This window comes from Shewanella sp. 1CM18E (genome assembly GCF_023161665.1).
In the GTDB taxonomy this organism is placed as follows: Bacteria; Pseudomonadota; Gammaproteobacteria; order Enterobacterales; family Shewanellaceae; genus Shewanella.
This window is the reverse complement of the sequence record NZ_JALNTW010000001.1, coordinates 233,509-251,934: the sequence shown is the minus strand read 5'-3', so window position 1 is coordinate 251,934 and position 18,426 is coordinate 233,509. Positions and strand designations below refer to the sequence as shown.

Genomic DNA, 18,426 nt, shown 5'->3' with positions numbered 1-18,426 from the left:
TCACTCGCTTAAGTGATGTTACAAGCACATTTGAGCAAAAGTGATAGTGATTAAACGGGTATCAAGCAATCGTTAAGCTTTGAGGTGATATATAACCTAATCAATAGCTTGATTATTGTGCTATACGTTAAGTGGCCAAAATCAATTAACAAATGTACTTGCTGTTTACTATCCATTTATAAGGATGAACCCATGTTCCAACTCAATACTTTTAAGTTTGCTGCAGTAGCCTTGCCTATCTTACTTACGGGCTGTGCTACAGGTGATACCCCTGAAGCGAAAAAGATGCACGCTAGAGAAGAAACCCAAACCGCTTTACAAGAGATCTACAGTGAGCATCCAGGAGCTAAATCAGCAGTAGCTAACTCAGTGGGATATGTTGTGTGTACCGGTAGCAATAGTTATCTGTTTGCACTTTCAACTGGCGGTGGAGTATGTGTATTACATGAGGGCAGTAAACGCTCTTATTATCGCTTTGCTACTGGCGGCGTTGGTGCAGGTATTGGTTGGAAGCAAGTGGCGTTTGTACAAGCATTCACTGAGCGTTCAGCATTAACGCGTTTTAAAGAGTCGGGTTACGAAGGCCAAGCGCAAGCAGAGGCGAGTGCTGAATATGAGGGCAGTGGTGAGCAAGCATCTGCAAATCAGTCGGTTGACGTTGCCGGTGTAAAAACTTACCAAGTGAACTTAATGGGCGCGGCGGCGCAAGCAACAGTGCAGGGCTATAAGTATTGGGAAACTGACTTTACAGATGACTTTATCGAAAATGATGCTGACTAAGTTAGTTTATGTCAGTCTGAGTTTTTATAAAGCGCTCAGGTGATTTCCGCTAGATTTAAAGCGAGGTGATTGTTAATCACCTCGCTTTTTTGCTTTATAAACGGTAATCAATAAAGACCTAGTATTTGACTTCAAAAGCTGTTTCGCTGCTAAGGCTGTTAGCAATAAAACAGTTGCAGTGCGCCTTATCATGCATTTTAGTTATCACGTCTTCACTGACTTCTGTTGCAAACTCGACAACTGGTTTAAGGACGATTTTACTTAGGTAAATTTTGCCTGCGGAATTTTTCCCTAGCTCGGCATAAGCCTTATCTTGGTAACTTAATATAGGTAAGCGCTTAAGGTGGGCAATCGTCAGAAAAGTCAGCATATGGCAGCTGGCAAGCGCGGCAAGTAAACTCTCTTCTGGATTGACTTTGTCACTTGAGCCACTGTACTCAGGTGCTGATGAGCCTTGAATCTGCTGACCACTACCAAAGCTGATTTTATGATCACGACTGAAATTTTGCGGCTCTGTTAATGGCTCGTTTGACGGGGACCAACTGAGGTCGATATTAAAACTCATAATGCGGACTCTTATGGTTGATAAAGCTACACAAAATCTGTGTAGTAGCCTAACTTTCATCAAGTCAGGCTACTCTCTAACTTATTATAGAGAGTTGATATTAATCAAATAAGCGTCATTAGTGAATCAAGATTAATAGGATATAAAGCACGCCCTATAAAAGATTCACTTATATTATTGGCTGCCTGTTTGAGGTGCGCAGCTTAAAGTGAGTCTTTGTTATTTATCGCGCTGGTGGTTGCCGCATAGGTCTGCATGGTGGCGACTTGTTGTTGCTGCGCTTTTATATCGACGGTTGCCGCTCGAGCTTGATCATTATTACTGAGGTAATGCGCAGTTACTGGAGAAATGTTGTTACTGTTGCCTGTGGCAACATTCGCCATGTCGGCATAGATTTGATATTGGACTTTAGCTTTTCTGTATTCAACATAAGCAGATGCTTTATCGCCATCGTTGGGTAATTCAGGCTTGGCGATAGGAGCGTTTTCAGTGCTCGCCATTGCACTATTTTTATTCTCTGTACTGCTAATGTCTGCAGCAGAGGGACTTTTAGCCGAAAGAGTAAGAGCTGTTGCACTTATGGTTACCGTGTCTTGGTGTTGATGGCCTTTTGTATTCGCGGCGTTATTAGCTGTTTGGCTGGCTTGATTAACGTCAGCTTGTGACCGAGGTAAAACGTTAGCGCTGGGTGCAGGGGGATTGCTGTTAAGCGGTGAATTAGCATGAGATACAAGCATAGCGCCTCTGATTTAGTTAGTAAAAATATCAATATATTATGCTAACGCTTTTTAATGCGCTAAAACTGTACTTAAGCTGAACGGAGTAAAAGTATTGAAATTTAATTAAAAAGTTGAGTTTCAGCGCAATAAAAAAGCCTTTTGCAAAAATGCAAAAGGCTTTTTCTTTATACTGTTATTTTCATAAGCGTTAAACGAACTGGTACTGGTTCATCACCACTAATACTGAGCTTAACAATGTGCTGATTGCCATTGAGTAAGGTAAAAACTTGGCGCGATAACTGAGTACTAAAATGACCAGTAAGCCTGCAAATGACAGCAGACCGAAAAACAAAATGCTGCCATAAGCGGCACCTTGAGTGGCTATACAACCCCAGAATGTGCCAGCAATACCAATCCAACCAGCAACATAGAGCGCTTTTGCTTGTTGCGGGTTAGGCGCTTTGGCAAACGTATCACGATAGTGCGAAAACATAGCCAGAGCTAATAATCCAAATGCGAGATAGCTAAATCCTAAAAGACTTAAAATCACGGCTTATGCTCCCTCTTTAGTCGCGGTTGAGGCATGGTTAAATCCCTCTTTTGGGCTGCGAACGGCTGCAGCCTTCTTTGGTCTGACAGCAGTTTTGTTGATGAGTTTCGTACGTGCAAAAAATAGTGCAGCGCCCATGAATACGCACATCAGGTCAAACCCTACTAACGGCCATTGCTGTAAATTAATATTATCAATTAAATTGCTGTTAGAAGTTAGCGCATTCAGCACTGGGATCGCGCAAAGACTCGCGCCGCCAAGTGCTAAGGCAAAGCGCCAAGCAGCTTTACTGCGATTAAAGCAGGCTAAAACACCTACTGCTGCAAGGGCAATGAAGAAGCAGTTAACTTCCCATTGAGCACGATTAGCAATATCAGTGGGTAATAGCCTATTGGCATAGAAAAATGCAGCCGTTGCCAGTGGTAGACCAGTAATAAAGGTTAGGTTTAAGCCTTCAACCAAACGCAACCCAAAGCTCGCTTTAGCACCTTGTTTAATCTGCTTTTGCTGCTTCTGGCGAATTTTAACCGCCCAAAGCAAGGTACCTGTGGTGATCATCGCGCAACCTAAAATGCCACTGATAAAGAATAGAGCACGTAACCAATGTTCTGCAAAACGGCCAGTATGCAGCGCAATGAGCACATCATAAGTATTTTGTGCGCCAGAATCAGGGTCAATGCCACGGCTAGTTAATTCACCTGTTACGCCATTGAAGCTAATAGCAGTGCGTCTATCGGTTACTGCTTCTTGAGTATCTCGGTAGAAGTTAATCTTACTATTTTGATCGCCAGGATTATTGATAACTACTTGCTTAATCGGTTCATCAGTCCAGATCTGCTTCACTTGTGGCAACAGTGTATTAAGTGAAACCAACTCGGCGTCAACGCCCACAGGTTTGACTTGCACGCGACTAGGGCTTAGCTGTTGTCGAAAAGATTTAGCATCGCCATCAAATGCCGTCATGACGCCCCAAGGCATGTACATCATCATTAAAGTGACAAGACCTGTGTAGGTGATCATCAAATGGTAAGGTAGGGCAAGCACCGAGCTGACGTTATGGGCATCTAACCAAGAGCGACTGCCTTTACCGCGTCTAAAGCTAAAGAAGTCTTTAAAAATACGTTTATGGATGACGATACCGCTAATAAGGGCTATCAACATAAACATGGTACAAAAGCCCACAATCCAACGGGCGATTTTAGCGGGTAGGTAATGTAAGTCGAAATGTAAGCGATAGAAAAAGTGACCACCTTTCGACTCTCTAACATCTGTGATTAGCTGATCACCGGTAAGCGGCGCAATATGTTCAACAAACTTACCGCGGCGCTGGCCCTCTTCTGGTTGAGTTTGCCAAGCGTAGCTAACATAAGGCTTACGATCGGTAGGAAAGTACACTCGCCAGTCACGAGCATCTGCAGCATGTTCAGCTAAATAACGCTGTGCTTTATCAAGTTCGCTAGCGACCTTGGTGCTGTCATATTGTTGGAAGACGTTTTTGTGTAACTCTGGTTTACTCCATAACGTCATTTCATAGCGGTAGTAACTTAATGTACCTGCAAAAAATACCAGTAGTAACACCCAACAAACGAGTAGTCCAACCCAAGTGTGCAGCCAAGTCATACTTCGGAAAAATGAATCTTTCATTGTTTAACCTATCGCTAGAATAAGCAGATAAAAAACTCCGCTAAGACAAAGTGGGTCGATTAACGCTCGCCATTGATTTGATACGCTAAATGCCCAAATACCTGCACAGGCATAAACAGCAAAAGACAACATAGTGGCGGTTAACGTACTTTCGGCTGGTGGCAGCGGCAGGGCTAAAGCAAGCAATCCAGTTGCTGTGGCTGCTAAAAGGTAACCGACAAAAATCGCTGAAAAAGCACGCAAGCCAACATTGAAGCTGTTTGAATCAATCCGTTGCATTAACTTGGTTTTTATTGTTTGCACTGAGTGGCACACCTAAAGGCTTATATTGTTAACTAAAAAATATTGCCGGCATTCTACATTAAATTTATTAAATGATAACTCTTTTCATTCGCGTTTAAGTGTAAATGTGCCAGACTTGAGAGTTATGTCTCAGATGCAATAGCCGAAATAGAATACTGAGGTGAACACTTATTGACCTGTGGTCATAGTCGGTATCTTGATAGTTTGTTGTATTTTTGGCATCTAAGTGTTTGATGTGAACTTTGTATATAAATAAATTTAAATTTATTTGAGTAAAGCGTGATGAAAATCAAGCTAAAGCGGCGAATTTTGTCTAAATTAGTAGAGGACTAATTGAAGCTTAGATTGCTGTTTGCTAATTTTCAAAGTTCGTAAGGAAGGTCATTTTAGCTTATGTTTTAACCACACCAATATGACGGTTTGATTAAAATTATCAATATAACAAAAATTGTTTTTACCGATAAACACTGGGCTGCAGCGATAAAATTTAACAATATTTAACAATTGCAGCATAAATTATTTTTAATAAAAGCTTGTAATTTAAAGCAAAAGACCCAAGTGTATTAGGTGAAATCATTGTAAAAAGGAAAACCTATGAAAATAAATCTTTCTGGTCACCACGTTGATGTAACTGACGTAGTAAGACAGCATGTCCAAGAGAAGTTTTCGAAGATAGAGAGTCATTTTCCAACCCTGATCGCCCTAGATATTATCATTGCTAAAGAGCATGGCGAATTCCAGGTTGAAATTAGAACGAATTATGAGGGAAGCAGTATTTCCGCTTCTGGTAATGATCCTGTTATGTACCCAGCGATTACCAGCGCAGCTAAAAAACTCGATGCGGCACTAAAGCATCGTAAAGGACAACTGAAGGCTGATTTGCATTCTAAGCCAGTTGTGACGACACCAGAAATTGCCCATGAAAAAGTTCAAGAGATGAACTTGGTATAGAGATTCAGTAAGCCTTTAAAACATGGTTTAAAGGCTGACAGTTAAAAGCCCCGTTAACTCAGGTTAGCGGGGCTTTTTTATGTTTAACTATCACTCTCAGATTGCGAGAACTCAGTGGTGTAATTTTTCGGTGGTGGTGTCCAGCCACGCTCCAATTTAGAAAAGCTACGATAGCGCTCATTTTTCATCGCTGCACTAAGCGTTTCTTCTAATTGAATAAACATATCGCGATAGTGGACTAAGTACTTATCGTCCTCTGTGACCTGTTTCCACGCTTCATACAAGGTGTCTTTATGGGTCACCTCTGTTTCATAAAAGGTTGCTCGCTGTTGTTCGGCCTTAAATGGGTGTACCCCAAGCCTAATTAACGCATGTTTACCTAGATTTAGCGCAGAGTGGAAAGTTTCACTGACCATAAAGTCAGCCCCTGCATTACGTAGGCGGTATAGATGACGACGGTCAAACGCACGCGCCATTACAATCACATGGGGATGAGTGTGCTTTATATATTCAACTAACCCCACAGCGCGCTCAGGATCGTCGATGGCAATCACCAGCATTTTGGCCTTATCAATACCGGCTGTATGCAGAAGATCTGGCTGTGTGGCATCACCATAATAACTCTTGGTATTAATTTTTCTTAAGTTCTCAACCTGTTGTACCTCGTGATCCAGTACCACAGTTTTTACGCCATTGGTCACCAGCAGGCGGTTAACAATCTGACCGAAGCGGCCAACACCAGCAATAATTACCGTGCCTTTTTCATCAATATCATCAGGTTCGCGAGTGTTTTCGGTTTTTTCATAGCGCGGTAAAATGACTTTATCAAACAGGATAAATAACCCAGGTGTAAGGAACATCGATAGTGCCACCACCAGAGATAGCAGCTGCGCTAGCTCTGTTGGAATAACATGGTTTTGTACCGTGTAACTGAGTAATACAAAGCCAAACTCACCAGCTTGCGCCAAACTCAGGGCAAACAGCCAGCGGTCGCTGCCGCGGATCTTAAAGATAAAGGCTAGCACTAATAGTACAACGGCCTTAATGAGCATTACCGCAAAGGTCATGGCTAATACGGGGGCAATATTGGCAAACAATACTTCAAAGTTAATCCCCGCACCTACGGTGATAAAAAATAGCCCTAGCAATAGCCCTTTAAAAGGTTCGATATTGGACTCTAGCTCATGCCTAAATTCACTGTTAGCCAAAACCACGCCCGCAAGGAAGGTGCCTAACGCTGGCGATAAGCCGACTAAACTCATCAACGCCGCAATACCAATCACCAGCATTAGCGCTGTGGCGGTGAAGATTTCACGTAGCCCAGAGCTGGCAACATAACGAAATAACGGCCGACTTAAGAAATGACCACCCACCACCACACTGGCAATGGCTAGCAATACTACAATGGCGTAAGCCCATCCGGGTAAACCCGCAACTAATGAGATCTCTTCATGGTGCTCTGCAGCACTTTGAGCAACAGATTGGGCTTTTTCCACAAGCTCAGGCAAAGCGAGCAGAGGAATAAATGCCAACATGGGGATCACGGCGATATCTTGAAATAGCAATACTGAAAAGGCGTTCTTACCGCCTTCGGTTTTAGTTAGGCTCTTCTCATTAAAGGTTTGCAGCACAATGGCGGTAGAAGAGAGTGAAAATATCATGCCCACAGTGAGTGCTATGGTCCAGCCGTAGCCAAAGGCCATGGCGATTCCCATCACCACTAAGGTGGATAAACCGACTTGTAAGCCACCTAAGCCGATTAACTTATTGCGCATGTCCCACAGCATTCTAGGCTCGAGTTCAAGACCCACCAGAAACAGCATCATCACCACACCAAACTCGGCAAAATGCTGCAAGGTGTTGGTTTCGGTGCCGACAAGTCCAATAATTGGCCCAATGACCACACCGGCAATCAGGTAGCCCAGCACTGAGCCTAGGCCTAAGCGTTTGGCAATGGGCACTGCAATAACCGCAGCGCACAAATAGATAAAAGCTTGAATGAAGTAAGCTGTCATTAGTGCTCCCGGATCACTTGGTCGAGATGATCATTTAGTTTTTCGACATTTTGGGCTAGTGCGATATCAAGACGATCTTCACTTAGCGCGGTTAAGGTTGTGAGCCACTGATTAACATGGCTATCAACGCGGTTTTCTTCAAAGGCACTACGGGCGCAAAATAGCGCAAACGGCGCAATAAAGTTCATACCGGTTAGGTTAGCGGTTTGCTCTAGCGGGCGGAGTAATTCTCTGAGGGTAAAATGATTAAAGCCATCTTCTTTATAGGCAGCTTCACTACCGCCAGCGCTAATGACGCACATAAAGGTTTTGCCTCGTAGGGCATTACCATTAGCACCATAAGCAAAGTTGTACTCTAACACTAAGTCTTGCCACTCTTTCAAAATCGCTGGGGTGGAGTACCAATACAGCGGGAACATAAATACCACTACATCATGCTCGACAAGGCGTTGTTGCTCCTTGTCTATGTTGATCCTAAATGTTGGGTATTCGGCATACAGATCCACTGCTGTGACGTTGGCGTGCTGCTTGGTCGCATCAAATAGCGGTTTATTGATTTCAGAACGCTCTTGAGAGGGGTGAGCATATAAGACGAGGATTTTTTTTGCCGCAGTAGCCATTTTATATCCGGTTATTTGCAGAATTGATTGCTATTTAATCTAGCATAAGCAACAAGCTAGGCTAAATATTTTTAGAGTAATCAGCAAAGCTTAAATGCAGCTATTCATCTCTACATTGCTATGAGCAACTAAACTTATAGCAAATGGCTTAGGTTGTAGTTTTGGTTAAGTGGTGAGTTTTTATTCCCGGTTTGATTCATCGCAGTAATTAACCTGCTAAAAGCCGTTAGAGTTGGTTTCTACCTCTAAAGATATAAGCTAAAACAGCGAGATAGCAATCTAGTTCACAGAAGTCATAATCGTTTTCAATATCAATTGTTATCGTTAATAGAGCTAGATAAACTAAAATATAATTAAGTTGTATTTTAAATGCGTGTTATTGGCGAAGGTTGGATAATGCTAAATATTGATGATCCTAAAGAGACAGAAAAAATACCTGCCATTTTTAGGTTAGGTTTTCGACCTTTCTTCTTAGGCGGCGCAGCGGTGGCTATGCTGTTTGTGCCGCTATGGTTATTGACTTGGTTTTATCCGCAATACAGCTTATTTCAAACTGACTTCTGGGTGAAGGTGGTGCCTTTATGGTGGCACCCACATGAGATGCTATTTGGTTTTGCCTTAGCCATAGTGTGTGGTTTTTTGCTTACCTCGGTACAAACTTGGACGAATCAGCCCGGTATGAAAGGCTGGGCGTTAGCGCTAACCTTTGGTTGCTGGCTACTGGCAAGGTTAACTTTGCTATTGCCTGTCTCCATTCCTTTGTGGCTACCGGCATTATTTGATTCGCTATTTTTAAGCCTTACTGCCATTAAGTTGTGGCGCTGCATTTATAAAGTAAAGCAATGGCATAACATTGGTTTCCCTATCATGCTATTTGTGGCAATGGGCATTAACCTTTTGAGTTATTACGCGCTAAGTCAGCGTGATTTTTCGCTCAGCCAGCAGATCTGGCAAGCCATGCTGTGGTGGCTTGGTTTATTGATCACCATTGTGGGCGGCCGAGTGATCCCGTTTTTTACCGCAATCCGCATTAAGCAAACCAAACCTAATCCTATTCCTGTGCTGGATAAAAGCCTCATTGCGATTATGGTGTTATTGGTCGCGCAGGCGATTGCGCAGTTTATGCCAACATTACTCGAACAGATCTTGTTGTTTGCTGCCGCTGCACTGCATTTTGTGCGCTGGTCGCGCTGGTTCCCCCATAAAACCTTAGCTGAACCTATGTTGTGGTCTTTGCAGCTTAGTTATTTATTCTTGCCTATTACTCTGTTTTTACTGGCTTGGAATATTCATGACGAGATGGCGTATAGGCACTTATTGCACCTGTTTGCGATCGGCACCTTAGCTGGGATCTGTTTGGCGATGATTTCACGGGTGTCATTAGGCCACACCAGTCGCAATATTTATCAAGGGCCAAATATGATTGTCGCCTTTGCATGTTTACCGATAGCGGCAATTTTGCGAGCCGTGATGCCGATATGGCTGCCAGAGTTTTACCAAACTTGGTTGTGGCTTGCTGGTGGCCTTTGGTCATTAGCGTTTGGTTTGTTTGTGGTGAACTATGCCGCAATATTATCTAAGCCGCGGATTGATGGAAGACCGGGGTAGCGCTGTTTGTCGTATTTTAAGTGGGTCATGTTTTATCGTAAAAAGAACGCAAGCATTTAAAAGTAGTAGTTATAAAAATAAAAGGTTGATAGTAAAAAATGATGGTACATAAGCGTGTGAAATTAGCCAGTACATTGATGATAGGTCTGCTTTGGCCAATGGGCTCAGCACTTGCTGAGAGCGCTGAGGCTGATGATAAAAAAAGCCTAAGCAAAGCAGCTGTAGAGCAACAAAAACGTGATGCAGCGCTGCGCCAGGAGTTTCCTGTGCAGTATCAAAGTTGGCAACAAACCTCTGAGCAAACTGAGCGCGAAGATATGCTAGCAAGTTATCCTGCAGCGGTTATCTTATGGGCGGGCTCATCGTTTGCTAAAGAATATAACAGTCCTCGCGGGCATCATTTTGCGGTTGCCGATGTGACCCATACATTGCGTACAGGCGTGCCGCCAAAAGAGGGTGAAAAAGGCTTATCAGCAAGCTGCTGGACCTGTAAAACACCCGATGCTACACGTTTGATGAAAGAGTTAGGCGTTGAAGGATTTTCAGCTAAAAACTTTACTGATTTAGGCACTGAGATAAATAGCGTGGTGTACTGCACTGATTGCCATATTGACGGTAAAGCTGAGCTGGCAATGCCGCGCCCACATGCACAAGATGCGATGGCGAAAGTGCATATGCCATTTGATAAACAAGACGTGAATATGCAAGGCGCGCAAACTTGTGGTCAATGCCATGTGACTTATTATTTCCAGCCAGAGCGTAGCGACAAAGTGAACATTCCTTGGATCTTTGGTAACACAGTCGATGACATTGAAAAGTATTACGATACACGCCGTTTTTATGAGTGGATCCATCCCATATCGCAAACACCAATCTTAAAGGCGCGTCATCCAGAGTTTGAGCATTGGAGCCGCAGTAAACATGCTGAGGCTGGGGTGACGTGTATTACTTGCCATATGCCTGAAGAAACAGATGCTAAGGGCAATAGCTTTACTAGCCATAAGATCAGCAACGCACTCGATCATTTCGATACGGTTTGCCAAGGTTGTCATAGCAGCGAAAAAACCATCGTAAAATCACTTGAACGCAGCAAGGCTGAAATTGATGCCAAAGCACGTGAAGTAGAAGGTTTACTGGTTAAAGCGCATTACGAAGCTAAAGCTGCGTGGGATGCTGGCGCGACTTGGCCGTTAATGAACGATGCGATTATGGCAATTCGTCATTCACAGTGGCGTTGGGACTTTGCTATGGCATCGCACGGTCTGTATGCCCATAACCCAGAAGAGGGCAATGCCTTACTGGATATGTCGATTAAACAGGTGAATTATGCGCGTGAGTCATTGGCTGAGATCTTGAAGAAGTTTGAGATCAGCAAGGTTGAGTATCCAGATATCAGCACTAAAGCTGCGGCCCATAAAGCGGTAGGGATTGAGCTTGATAAACTCACCGAGCAGAAAAAGCAGTTTATTAAACAAGAAGTCGATAAAAAGTGGTCAGAAGTGACTCGTTATGGTTATGAACACTAACCGCCGCTAGCCAATTTACTCGTTTAAATACACAAAAGCTCAAAGTAATTCTTTGAGCTTTTTTATTGTCTAAAAGGTTCGCTTTTATGGCTGCAAACTGGTTTGTATAAGGCGGCAAACTAGGGGGTTTGTTGATGACATAATGAGCAAAAAGCTGTTAATCTGTGGTGACGATGACAAGCGTAAAAAGCGATAGCTTGAGGCATTATGAAGTAAGCTTTGCGAGTCATTTTCGGTTAAGTCGTTGACACAAATTCGATTAAAGGAGCCTAGCAGCAAATGAGAAACAGTTTGATTTTGTTAGCCAAAATGATATTTGCCTTTAGTTTGCTACCCTGTACGAGTTTTGCCCTCGACAGTTTAACCGATGCCGAGCTTAAGCAAAAAGGCCAAGCGTTTGTTGCTGCTAAAGAGGCGTGGCAACAACCAGACAGTACTGTCGAAGATGTCGAGCATTATATTGGCCTTTTATCGGACAATTTTATTGATGAATATGTGCAATATAAGGTGACCTTTGCCGCTGATAAGGCCAAATTAAAAGCGCGCTTAATTGAAAAGTTAAAAGATGACGTGCTAGAGCATCAAGTACAGATCTTACAAATGATGACAGGCCCGAACGTTGTCATGCTTAAAATTGCTGAAAAGGGCAAGCTTAAGCCTGCAGGCCAGTATCGAATGATTAATATCGACCGGGTAAGCGTGATTAGTTTAGAGTTTGATAAACAAGGCTTGATCAGCCATATTCGCCGCCATGGCGATTAACCCCGGGTTAACTCCCGTGATGACAGCTCCTGCGGTGAACATAAACTCAGCCAGCACCAAAGCCCCATCGCTAATGGCTGATAATCAATACACCACCATTGCCGCTTGGACGTTAGCGATTGCCAGAGCGCTGAGTGTTATAGGCATTGAGCCAAAGCCCATATTCAAGCAAGTTGGTTTGAACTTGGAGAGGCTGGAAGCAAAACCCGAGAGTCGAGTTGATATCGCGCAAATGACTCAGCTATGGCATAGCGCCATGCAAGCAACAGGCTCGGCTGACTTTGGCCTAACGGTGGGGCGTTATGCTTACCCATTACACTTCCACTTTTTAGGCCCCTTGCTGCTTAGCTGTAACACCTTAGCCGAAGCTTTTGAATTACTACCGGATTACTCGGCACTGGTGAGTAATAGTGGCAATATTCAGTTGCAGCGTAGTCCCCAGTGGCTTGGATTTACCATTAATCCACTCAACGGCGTTGAGATCAGTGAGCTTGCCATAGACGCGTTTTTTAGTAGTTTAATGCAGCACGGTAGGCAGATGCTGGGCCATAACCAGTTTGTGTGCAAAGTAGAGTTAATGCGCACAGACGATAAGCTACAACACTTGTGGCAAGACTATTTTGGCTGTGAAGTGGTCATGAATGCTGCGACTAATTGCATGTGGATGGATAGAACCATGCTTGAGCAAACCACGGTGACTAAAAATCCACAGCAAGCTAAGTACAGCGAAGCGGCTGTGCGCCAATATTTACAAGGGATGCAAGCACTGACATGGCGGCAAAAAACCAGTCAGGGCATTCATGTCATGCTACTTGAGCAAGAGCCTACGGCGCAAAGCATTGCAAAAATGTATAACGTCAGTGAGCGCAGTTTAAGTCGTTATTTACTGCAAGAGGGCACCAGCTTTAGAGCGTTATTGAAGCTTAAACGGCAAGAGTTAGCTTGCCACTATTTGCTTAACACTCAAATTGCTGTGAATGAACTTGCGAATATATTGGGCTATAGCAGTTTGAGTAATTTCACCCGCTCATTTAAAGGCTGGCTTGGGGTGAGTCCATCACAATTTCGGCAGCAAAACCTAGCCAACAACCCATGAGTTTGCCCTAGATTGGCGAAAAATGATAACCCCGTTGTTGATTTTATGTAATAGCTTGGTGTTATCTTGTTAACCACTAAAGCGCTTAACTATGCCAACATTTCAGTTTATTCAGCGTGAGCCATGCCAGCAAAGCAAGCTCAACCATGATCACCACAATCATCAAAATCGCAATAAAATCTATAACAATATTAAACTCGGCCTGTTTGGCACGCTAACCACGATCTTGTTAACGGGTTGCCAGCCTGATCCTGACTTAAGCAAGGTTGCTACCGAGGTTAAGGCAACTGAGGTTGATGCTTTAGGCTTTACCCCAGCAAGTTCACACACAGCAAGCGCAAACCAAGCTGTGTTATCTGAGTTGCCATTTGACGATGTACAAGACTTTGAAGATGCCAAGCGCGGCTTTATCGCCAGCATGCCAGAGCTTAAAGTGGTTGATGATACCGGCAAGGTGATTTGGGACAGAACCGCCTATGACTTTATTGAGGGCGAAGCGCCTGCGAGTGTCAATCCCAGTCTGTGGCGACAAGCGAGCCTTAACAATATTGATGGCTTATTTGAAGTCACTCAAGGCGTTTATCAATTGCGGGGTTTTGACTTAGCCAATATGACCGCGATTGTCGGTGACAGTGGCTGGATTATTGTTGATCCATTAACTACGGCGGAAACCGCGAAAACTGCGCTAAAATTTTTAAATCAAACTTTGGGCGAGCGACCTGTATCGGCCATCGTATTTACTCACAGTCATATGGACCATTTTGGTGGGGCTTTAGGCTTATTTGAGCAAGCACCTGATGCCATTGATATCATTGCGCCTGCTGGTTTTATGCATGAGGCGACCAGTGAAAATGTTATGGCTGGTACCGCCATGAGTCGTCGCGCCATGTATATGTATGGCAAGCAGTTACCGCGTTCAGTACGCGGTCATATCGATTCAGGCTTAGGCAAAGAACCAGCCTTTGGTGAATTTGGCATTCTGAGTCCAAATGTGGTGGTCGAGCATGACTCTGCGATGGAGATAGATGGCGTCCCCTTTGAATTTCAAATCGTATCAGGCTCAGAAGCGCCCGCTGAGTTCACTTTTTACCTGCCAGAGCAGCAGGCATATTGCGGCGCTGAGTTAGTCTCTAAAAACATGCACAATTTGTATACCTTGCGTGGTGCCAAGGTGCGTGACGCATTGGTATGGAGCCGAGCCATTGATGACGCCCTCAATGCGCAGCGAGACACCAAAGTGTATTTTGGTAGTCATCATTGGCCTATCTGGGGCCAAGCAGAGGTGAATGAGTTTTTACAAAAGCAGCGCGATACTTATAAGTATATTCATGATCAGTCGGTGCGCATGCTTAACGCTGGGCTTACTCCTGCTGAAATTGCCGAGCAAATACAGATGCCGCCATCACTGTCGAACACCTTTGCAAGCCGTGGTTATTACGGCACAGTTAAGCACAATGCCAAGGCGGTATACCAAGCTTATTTAGGCTGGTACGACGCCAATCCCGTTAACCTAGACCCATTGCCAGCCACCGCATCGGCGGTTAAATATGTTGAGCTAATGGGCGGCGCAGACAAGATCATCACAGCTGCGAATAAGGCAGTTGCAGCTGGCGAGTATCGCTGGGCGGCAGAGCTGGTAAATCATCTCGTGGTGGCCGAACCAAATCTTAATAAAGCTAAAACTTTGCTGGCTAGTATTTATGATCAGCTGGGTTATCAGGCAGAATCTGCACCTTGGCGTGATGTGTACCTAACTGCTGCCTATGAGCTCAGACACGGCAGCCCAGAGGTGGGTATTGATTTAGCCTCTATGAAACAGATTTTGCTGCAATCGCCAGTCGAGAACTTTATGCAGTCGATGGCATCAAGAGTGATTGGGCCTGAAGTCTTCGGTGAAGAGTTTATCTTGAATATCAATTTTACCGACCTTGATAAAAACTATGTGCTTGAGCTAAAAAACTCAGTACTACACCATAAGCTCGCGCCAAAATCTGCCATGGTCAACGCGACGTTAAATATTAGCCATGAGCTATTTGTCGATCTGATTATTGGCAAAGCGGGAGTCAAAGAGGTGCTGTTTTCCGATGAGCTTGAAATCGAAGGCAGTAAGCTTGATTTAGTCAGCTTCTTTTCGTCACTAGATAAACCCAAAGGGGTGTTTAATATTGTGACGCCCTAGTTTGTCACATCATCGTTTGTCACATCGAGTCGGGTCTATGATGATTGGGCGTCATAGTAGGCGCCCTTGTTATCGAGGCTAACCGTGGTATCTGCACTTAGCCATCGACTTAATCAATCAAACTTCGTTTGATAAAGTTCGTGAGCTTCCAGCTCACACTCGGGCAAAAGGGGGACAACAGCTTCCCCCTCTTGCATCACCCGAGCCGCCCCGACGAAGTTACATGCATTAGATACGGGCCTCATACTTATGGATAAATCGCTAACGCTTCCGATGGGGCGTCCTGCCCCGCGAAAGCTACGCCGACATCCCTGTCGGCATCACGCGATTTATTCCAACGTACTTCGGCAACTTCGATGGGGAATTGGTGTTTTCTGTAATCCGGCTGGGATTATTTAGCTTTGAAGTTATGGCTAAAAAAAAGAAGCTATAACTCACTTTTGGACAGAAATGAGACAGAGTAAAAGCTCTAATGCATCAACATTTGATAATCATTCCTTATAAGTCAGCTCTCAATTTCTTCGGATAAACGGAGGGCGTCCTCCACCTCAACACCCAAATATTTGATGGTGTTTTCGATCTTGGTATGCCCGAGTAAAAGCTGAATCGCTCGAATATTTTTAGTCTTCTGGTAAATCAATGTCGCTTTAGTTCGGCGCAGTGAATGAGTTCCGTAGAGATCAGGGTTATGACCTAAAGCAAGAGCCCAACTCCGAATAATTCGACGGTAATATGAGTAGCTTAGAGACTGATGAGGCTTTCGTGGGCTTGGGAAAAGGTAGTGTTTAGGTTGAAGCTCTTGGTCTTTAATCCAATGACTCAGAGTTTGCTGTGTTCTCTGAGTGATTTCAAACTGAACGTTATTACCAGTCTTTTTCTGAACATATTGGACGCGGTTGAATACTAAGAAGTTAGATGAAACATCTGACACCCTTAATGATAAGAGGTCATTTGAGCGCAGCTTACTATCGATTGCAAGGTTAAGTAGAGATAGTTCCATAAGATTATCACTGAGCTCTAAACGAGTCCGAATCCGCCAGATTTCCTCTAATCTAAATGGCTTTTTTACACCCGTTTTTTTGCACTCCATATGCTCCCTCGTTGTGCTGTTGTTAACAGACATCTAAACATGAAGTTTTATGAAAAAAGAGCGAACGTACTCGTTCGCTCTATGACATCTAGATCGTGGGATTATTTTTTAGACCAAGCAAACTTTTCAAATATTTTGTCTACTGGCGTGTGAGCTACGTGGTTTACGTAGTTGCTGATCACTTTTTGCGATAGACCAAGAATCACTTCTAGAACCTGCTGCTGGCCGTAACCTGCCGCGAAGAATGCCGCTAGGTCTGCTTCTGATACATTGCCACGTTCACGAACTACAGAAAGAGTGAAGTCTTTTAGTGCTTGAAGCTTTTCAGTTGGCATTGCTTCATCGTTACGCAGTGCTTCAGTTAATGCAGGGTCAACCTTCATTGAGTGCGCGATCCCAGTGTGTGCAGGGACGCAGTAGTGACACTCGTGTTCAACATTGATGGTTTGCCACACAACGGTTAGCTCTTCAGCGTCGAATGATGTGTTGGTGAATTGCTGATGTAGTTGCGTGTACGCTGTTAGGATTTGAGGAGACTCAGCCATTACTGCGTAAAGACCAGGAATCATCCCCATTTGCTTTTGTGCACCTTCAAGGATTGCTTTGCTTTTTTCTGGTGCTGACTCAACAGTGTGTAGTTTAAATTCGCTCATTTTCTCTTTCCTGTTCTCTAACTTATTAACTTTACTGACTTATTTTACTTCTGGCTCTAGCAGCACTTTGGTTACGAACAGACGAACCGCTGGTGCTACAAGGGCTAAAATTAACAGTGCAGATGGCACCATTTGTGAAACTGCGTTTAACCATGCATCAAAGAATACGCCTTGCTCTGGCAGTGTTTTCGCTACCATGATGGCTGGCATGCTAAGAAGCATAGTAGGTAAAACCATAGAAACCATTAGTGGGTATTGGAACTTACGTGAAAACTTTTTCATGATTGACTCTCTTATGCCTGACTTCGATTGGCTAACTGATGGGGTTATATTAGCCCCGCCCATCACAATCAAAAATAGACAACATTGAACTTGAATCTTTCATATTTGAATGATTAACTCAGAGTGTAATCCTCAAGAGCGATCAATTATGAAAGCAAAAGACATCTCCAATCTTTATCTGTTTTGCCAATCTGTCGAGTGCGGTGGCTTTGCAGCAGCGAGCCTTAAAACACACGTTTCAGCCCCGACGTTATCAAGGGCGGTAGCAAGTCTTGAGGATAAACTGGGTGAAAAACTGGTACATCGTAATGCAAAACAGTTCCAGCTCACGACAGCTGGCGACGAATATTACCAGCGCTTCGCTGCCCTATTCATGCAGCTGAATGATGAATGGACGCAGCTCTCGAATAGTCAGCCCGTATTAACGGGTGAAATCCGAGTATCTTGCCCTGAGCCATTTGCTGATAATTTTCTGCAAAAGATGGCAATTGAGTTTATGCAGCTTCACCCAGAGGTCACCGTCACCATTCAATTTAGCGCAGGAACAGAGCGTTTCTTTGATGAGCAGATTGACCTTGCGATTGTGACGACCCCACCTCATGCCAATCATTTAATACAGCGTCAGTTGTTTGAATCATCATTAATGCTAGCGGCATCACCCAGCTATATCGAAAAACATGGTCAGCCAGAACGAGCAGAAGAGTTAATTAACCATCAGCTACTCTCAGGTAATAACTTGCCATATTGGGAGCTAAAAGAAGATGGCAAGGCGATCCGCATTCCCTATCAGCCTCGTTACTCAATCAGCAGCCTGCGTTTAAATATTGATGCGACAATAGCAGGAGCAGGGATCTGCATGATGCCAAGAGCAGCCTTTGAAAAGCATGCAGAAAGAAAAGAGTTAATAGAGGTATTACCAGAGGTTGAATGCCCAACGGGTAAAGCATTTTTGGTGTGGGCAGACAGAAAATTGATAGCAACCAGAGTGGTCGCCTTTAGGGACATGATTTTTGAACAGTTTGGTCAGTCGGCAGAATTTTTGGCTTCAATTCACTCAGAGCGAAACTCGTAGTTATTGTATTT

Annotated in this window: 18 protein-coding genes; 8 read left to right on the top strand and 10 right to left on the bottom strand. The window is 44.0% G+C overall.

What is annotated here, in order from left to right; translation table 11 throughout:
- The first annotated feature begins 192 nt into the window (after positions 1 to 192).
- Entirely contained in the window at positions 193 to 780 is a 588-nt protein-coding gene (locus MSG37_RS01120) for a hypothetical protein (protein ID WP_248468733.1), read from the top strand.
- Between the two features lie 118 nt (positions 781 to 898).
- On the opposite strand, the gene MSG37_RS01115 is transcribed toward MSG37_RS01120, so the two are convergent.
- From MSG37_RS01115 to MSG37_RS01095, 5 genes are all read right to left on the bottom strand, one after another.
- Complete coding sequence (locus MSG37_RS01115; protein ID WP_248468732.1) at positions 899 to 1,345, bottom strand: OsmC family protein; 447 nt, start codon at positions 1,343 to 1,345, stop codon at positions 899 to 901.
- Positions 1,346 to 1,548: 203 nt separating this feature from the next.
- The gene (locus tag MSG37_RS01110; protein ID WP_248468731.1) at positions 1,549 to 2,082 is read right to left on the bottom strand and encodes a hypothetical protein; all 534 of its coding nucleotides are present in this window, start codon (positions 2,080 to 2,082) and stop codon (positions 1,549 to 1,551) included.
- Between the two features lie 190 nt (positions 2,083 to 2,272).
- The gene (locus MSG37_RS01105) at positions 2,273 to 2,614 is read right to left on the bottom strand and encodes a DUF3325 domain-containing protein (RefSeq protein WP_248468730.1); all 342 of its coding nucleotides are present in this window, start codon (positions 2,612 to 2,614) and stop codon (positions 2,273 to 2,275) included.
- Positions 2,615 to 2,617: 3 nt separating this feature from the next.
- Positions 2,618 to 4,258, bottom strand: a complete 1,641-nt coding sequence (locus MSG37_RS01100; RefSeq protein WP_248468729.1) for a PepSY-associated TM helix domain-containing protein — start codon at positions 4,256 to 4,258, stop codon at positions 2,618 to 2,620.
- A 3-nt stretch (positions 4,259 to 4,261) separates the two neighbouring features.
- Positions 4,262 to 4,561, bottom strand: a complete 300-nt coding sequence (locus MSG37_RS01095) for a hypothetical protein (RefSeq protein ID WP_248468728.1) — start codon at positions 4,559 to 4,561, stop codon at positions 4,262 to 4,264.
- A 594-nt stretch (positions 4,562 to 5,155) separates the two neighbouring features.
- On the opposite strand from MSG37_RS01095, the gene raiA reads away from it, so the two are divergent.
- On the top strand, positions 5,156 to 5,512 hold the full coding sequence (gene raiA, locus MSG37_RS01090; protein WP_248468727.1) for a ribosome-associated translation inhibitor RaiA: 357 nt from the start codon (positions 5,156 to 5,158) through the stop codon (positions 5,510 to 5,512).
- Between the two features lie 83 nt (positions 5,513 to 5,595).
- Here the strand turns inward: raiA and MSG37_RS01085 are convergent, their stop codons facing one another.
- Together MSG37_RS01085 and MSG37_RS01080 are read right to left on the bottom strand one after the other, a co-directional pair.
- A complete protein-coding gene (locus tag MSG37_RS01085; RefSeq protein ID WP_248468726.1) occupies positions 5,596 to 7,527 on the bottom strand; it encodes a monovalent cation:proton antiporter-2 (CPA2) family protein in 1,932 nt (643 codons plus the stop codon).
- Positions 7,527 to 8,147: an NAD(P)H-dependent oxidoreductase gene (locus tag MSG37_RS01080; protein WP_248468725.1), complete on the bottom strand. Its 621-nt coding sequence runs from the start codon at positions 8,145 to 8,147 to the stop codon at positions 7,527 to 7,529. The genes MSG37_RS01085 and MSG37_RS01080 overlap by 1 nt, the downstream gene beginning before the upstream one ends.
- Before the next feature lie 396 nt (positions 8,148 to 8,543).
- On the opposite strand from MSG37_RS01080, the gene MSG37_RS01075 reads away from it, so the two are divergent.
- The 5 genes from MSG37_RS01075 (at position 8,544) to MSG37_RS01055 (ending at position 15,318) form a co-directional block, all read left to right on the top strand.
- A complete protein-coding gene (locus tag MSG37_RS01075) occupies positions 8,544 to 9,755 on the top strand; it encodes an NnrS family protein (RefSeq protein WP_248468724.1) in 1,212 nt (403 codons plus the stop codon).
- Between the two features lie 98 nt (positions 9,756 to 9,853).
- Positions 9,854 to 11,281, top strand: a complete 1,428-nt coding sequence (locus MSG37_RS01070; protein ID WP_248468723.1) for an ammonia-forming cytochrome c nitrite reductase subunit c552 — start codon at positions 9,854 to 9,856, stop codon at positions 11,279 to 11,281.
- A gap of 279 nt (positions 11,282 to 11,560) precedes the next feature.
- Positions 11,561 to 12,043: a hypothetical protein gene (locus MSG37_RS01065; RefSeq protein WP_248468722.1), complete on the top strand. Its 483-nt coding sequence runs from the start codon at positions 11,561 to 11,563 to the stop codon at positions 12,041 to 12,043.
- Positions 12,044 to 12,062: 19 nt separating this feature from the next.
- Complete coding sequence (locus MSG37_RS01060) at positions 12,063 to 13,139, top strand: AraC family transcriptional regulator (protein ID WP_248469126.1); 1,077 nt, start codon at positions 12,063 to 12,065, stop codon at positions 13,137 to 13,139.
- A 91-nt stretch (positions 13,140 to 13,230) separates the two neighbouring features.
- On the top strand, positions 13,231 to 15,318 hold the full coding sequence (locus MSG37_RS01055; RefSeq protein ID WP_248468721.1) for an alkyl sulfatase dimerization domain-containing protein: 2,088 nt from the start codon (positions 13,231 to 13,233) through the stop codon (positions 15,316 to 15,318).
- 505 nt (positions 15,319 to 15,823) lie between these two features.
- On the opposite strand, the gene MSG37_RS01050 is transcribed toward MSG37_RS01055, so the two are convergent.
- The 3 genes from MSG37_RS01050 to MSG37_RS01040 form a co-directional block, all read right to left on the bottom strand.
- Complete coding sequence (locus MSG37_RS01050; protein WP_122081630.1) at positions 15,824 to 16,408, bottom strand: tyrosine-type recombinase/integrase; 585 nt, start codon at positions 16,406 to 16,408, stop codon at positions 15,824 to 15,826.
- 101 nt (positions 16,409 to 16,509) lie between these two features.
- Positions 16,510 to 17,061 carry a carboxymuconolactone decarboxylase gene (locus MSG37_RS01045; protein WP_048617575.1) on the bottom strand — a complete coding sequence of 184 codons (552 nt, stop codon included), beginning with the start codon at positions 17,059 to 17,061 and terminating at the stop codon, positions 16,510 to 16,512.
- A gap of 39 nt (positions 17,062 to 17,100) precedes the next feature.
- Entirely contained in the window at positions 17,101 to 17,343 is a 243-nt protein-coding gene (locus MSG37_RS01040; RefSeq protein ID WP_048606969.1) for a hypothetical protein, read from the bottom strand.
- A gap of 148 nt (positions 17,344 to 17,491) precedes the next feature.
- On the opposite strand from MSG37_RS01040, the gene MSG37_RS01035 reads away from it, so the two are divergent.
- A complete protein-coding gene (locus tag MSG37_RS01035) occupies positions 17,492 to 18,415 on the top strand; it encodes a LysR family transcriptional regulator (protein WP_248468720.1) in 924 nt (307 codons plus the stop codon).
- The last annotated feature ends 11 nt before the right edge of the window (positions 18,416 to 18,426 follow it).

Coding starts and splice junctions, on each gene's coding strand:
- MSG37_RS01120 (WP_248468733.1), top strand. CDS start 193: ATGTTCCAACTCAATACTTTTAAGTTTGCTGCAGTAGCCTTGCCTATC.
- MSG37_RS01115 (WP_248468732.1), bottom strand. CDS start 1,345: ATGAGTTTTAATATCGACCTCAGTTGGTCCCCGTCAAACGAGCCATTA.
- MSG37_RS01110 (WP_248468731.1), bottom strand. CDS start 2,082: ATGCTTGTATCTCATGCTAATTCACCGCTTAACAGCAATCCCCCTGCA.
- MSG37_RS01100 (WP_248468729.1), bottom strand. CDS start 4,258: ATGAAAGATTCATTTTTCCGAAGTATGACTTGGCTGCACACTTGGGTT.
- raiA (WP_248468727.1), top strand. CDS start 5,156: ATGAAAATAAATCTTTCTGGTCACCACGTTGATGTAACTGACGTAGTA.
- MSG37_RS01085 (WP_248468726.1), bottom strand. CDS start 7,527: ATGACAGCTTACTTCATTCAAGCTTTTATCTATTTGTGCGCTGCGGTT.
- MSG37_RS01080 (WP_248468725.1), bottom strand. CDS start 8,147: ATGGCTACTGCGGCAAAAAAAATCCTCGTCTTATATGCTCACCCCTCT.
- MSG37_RS01075 (WP_248468724.1), top strand. CDS start 8,544: ATGCTAAATATTGATGATCCTAAAGAGACAGAAAAAATACCTGCCATT.
- MSG37_RS01070 (WP_248468723.1), top strand. CDS start 9,854: ATGATGGTACATAAGCGTGTGAAATTAGCCAGTACATTGATGATAGGT.
- MSG37_RS01065 (WP_248468722.1), top strand. CDS start 11,561: ATGAGAAACAGTTTGATTTTGTTAGCCAAAATGATATTTGCCTTTAGT.
- MSG37_RS01060 (WP_248469126.1), top strand. CDS start 12,063: ATGACAGCTCCTGCGGTGAACATAAACTCAGCCAGCACCAAAGCCCCA.
- MSG37_RS01055 (WP_248468721.1), top strand. CDS start 13,231: ATGCCAACATTTCAGTTTATTCAGCGTGAGCCATGCCAGCAAAGCAAG.
- MSG37_RS01050 (WP_122081630.1), bottom strand. CDS start 16,408: ATGGAGTGCAAAAAAACGGGTGTAAAAAAGCCATTTAGATTAGAGGAA.
- MSG37_RS01045 (WP_048617575.1), bottom strand. CDS start 17,061: ATGAGCGAATTTAAACTACACACTGTTGAGTCAGCACCAGAAAAAAGC.
- MSG37_RS01040 (WP_048606969.1), bottom strand. CDS start 17,343: ATGAAAAAGTTTTCACGTAAGTTCCAATACCCACTAATGGTTTCTATG.
- MSG37_RS01035 (WP_248468720.1), top strand. CDS start 17,492: ATGAAAGCAAAAGACATCTCCAATCTTTATCTGTTTTGCCAATCTGTC.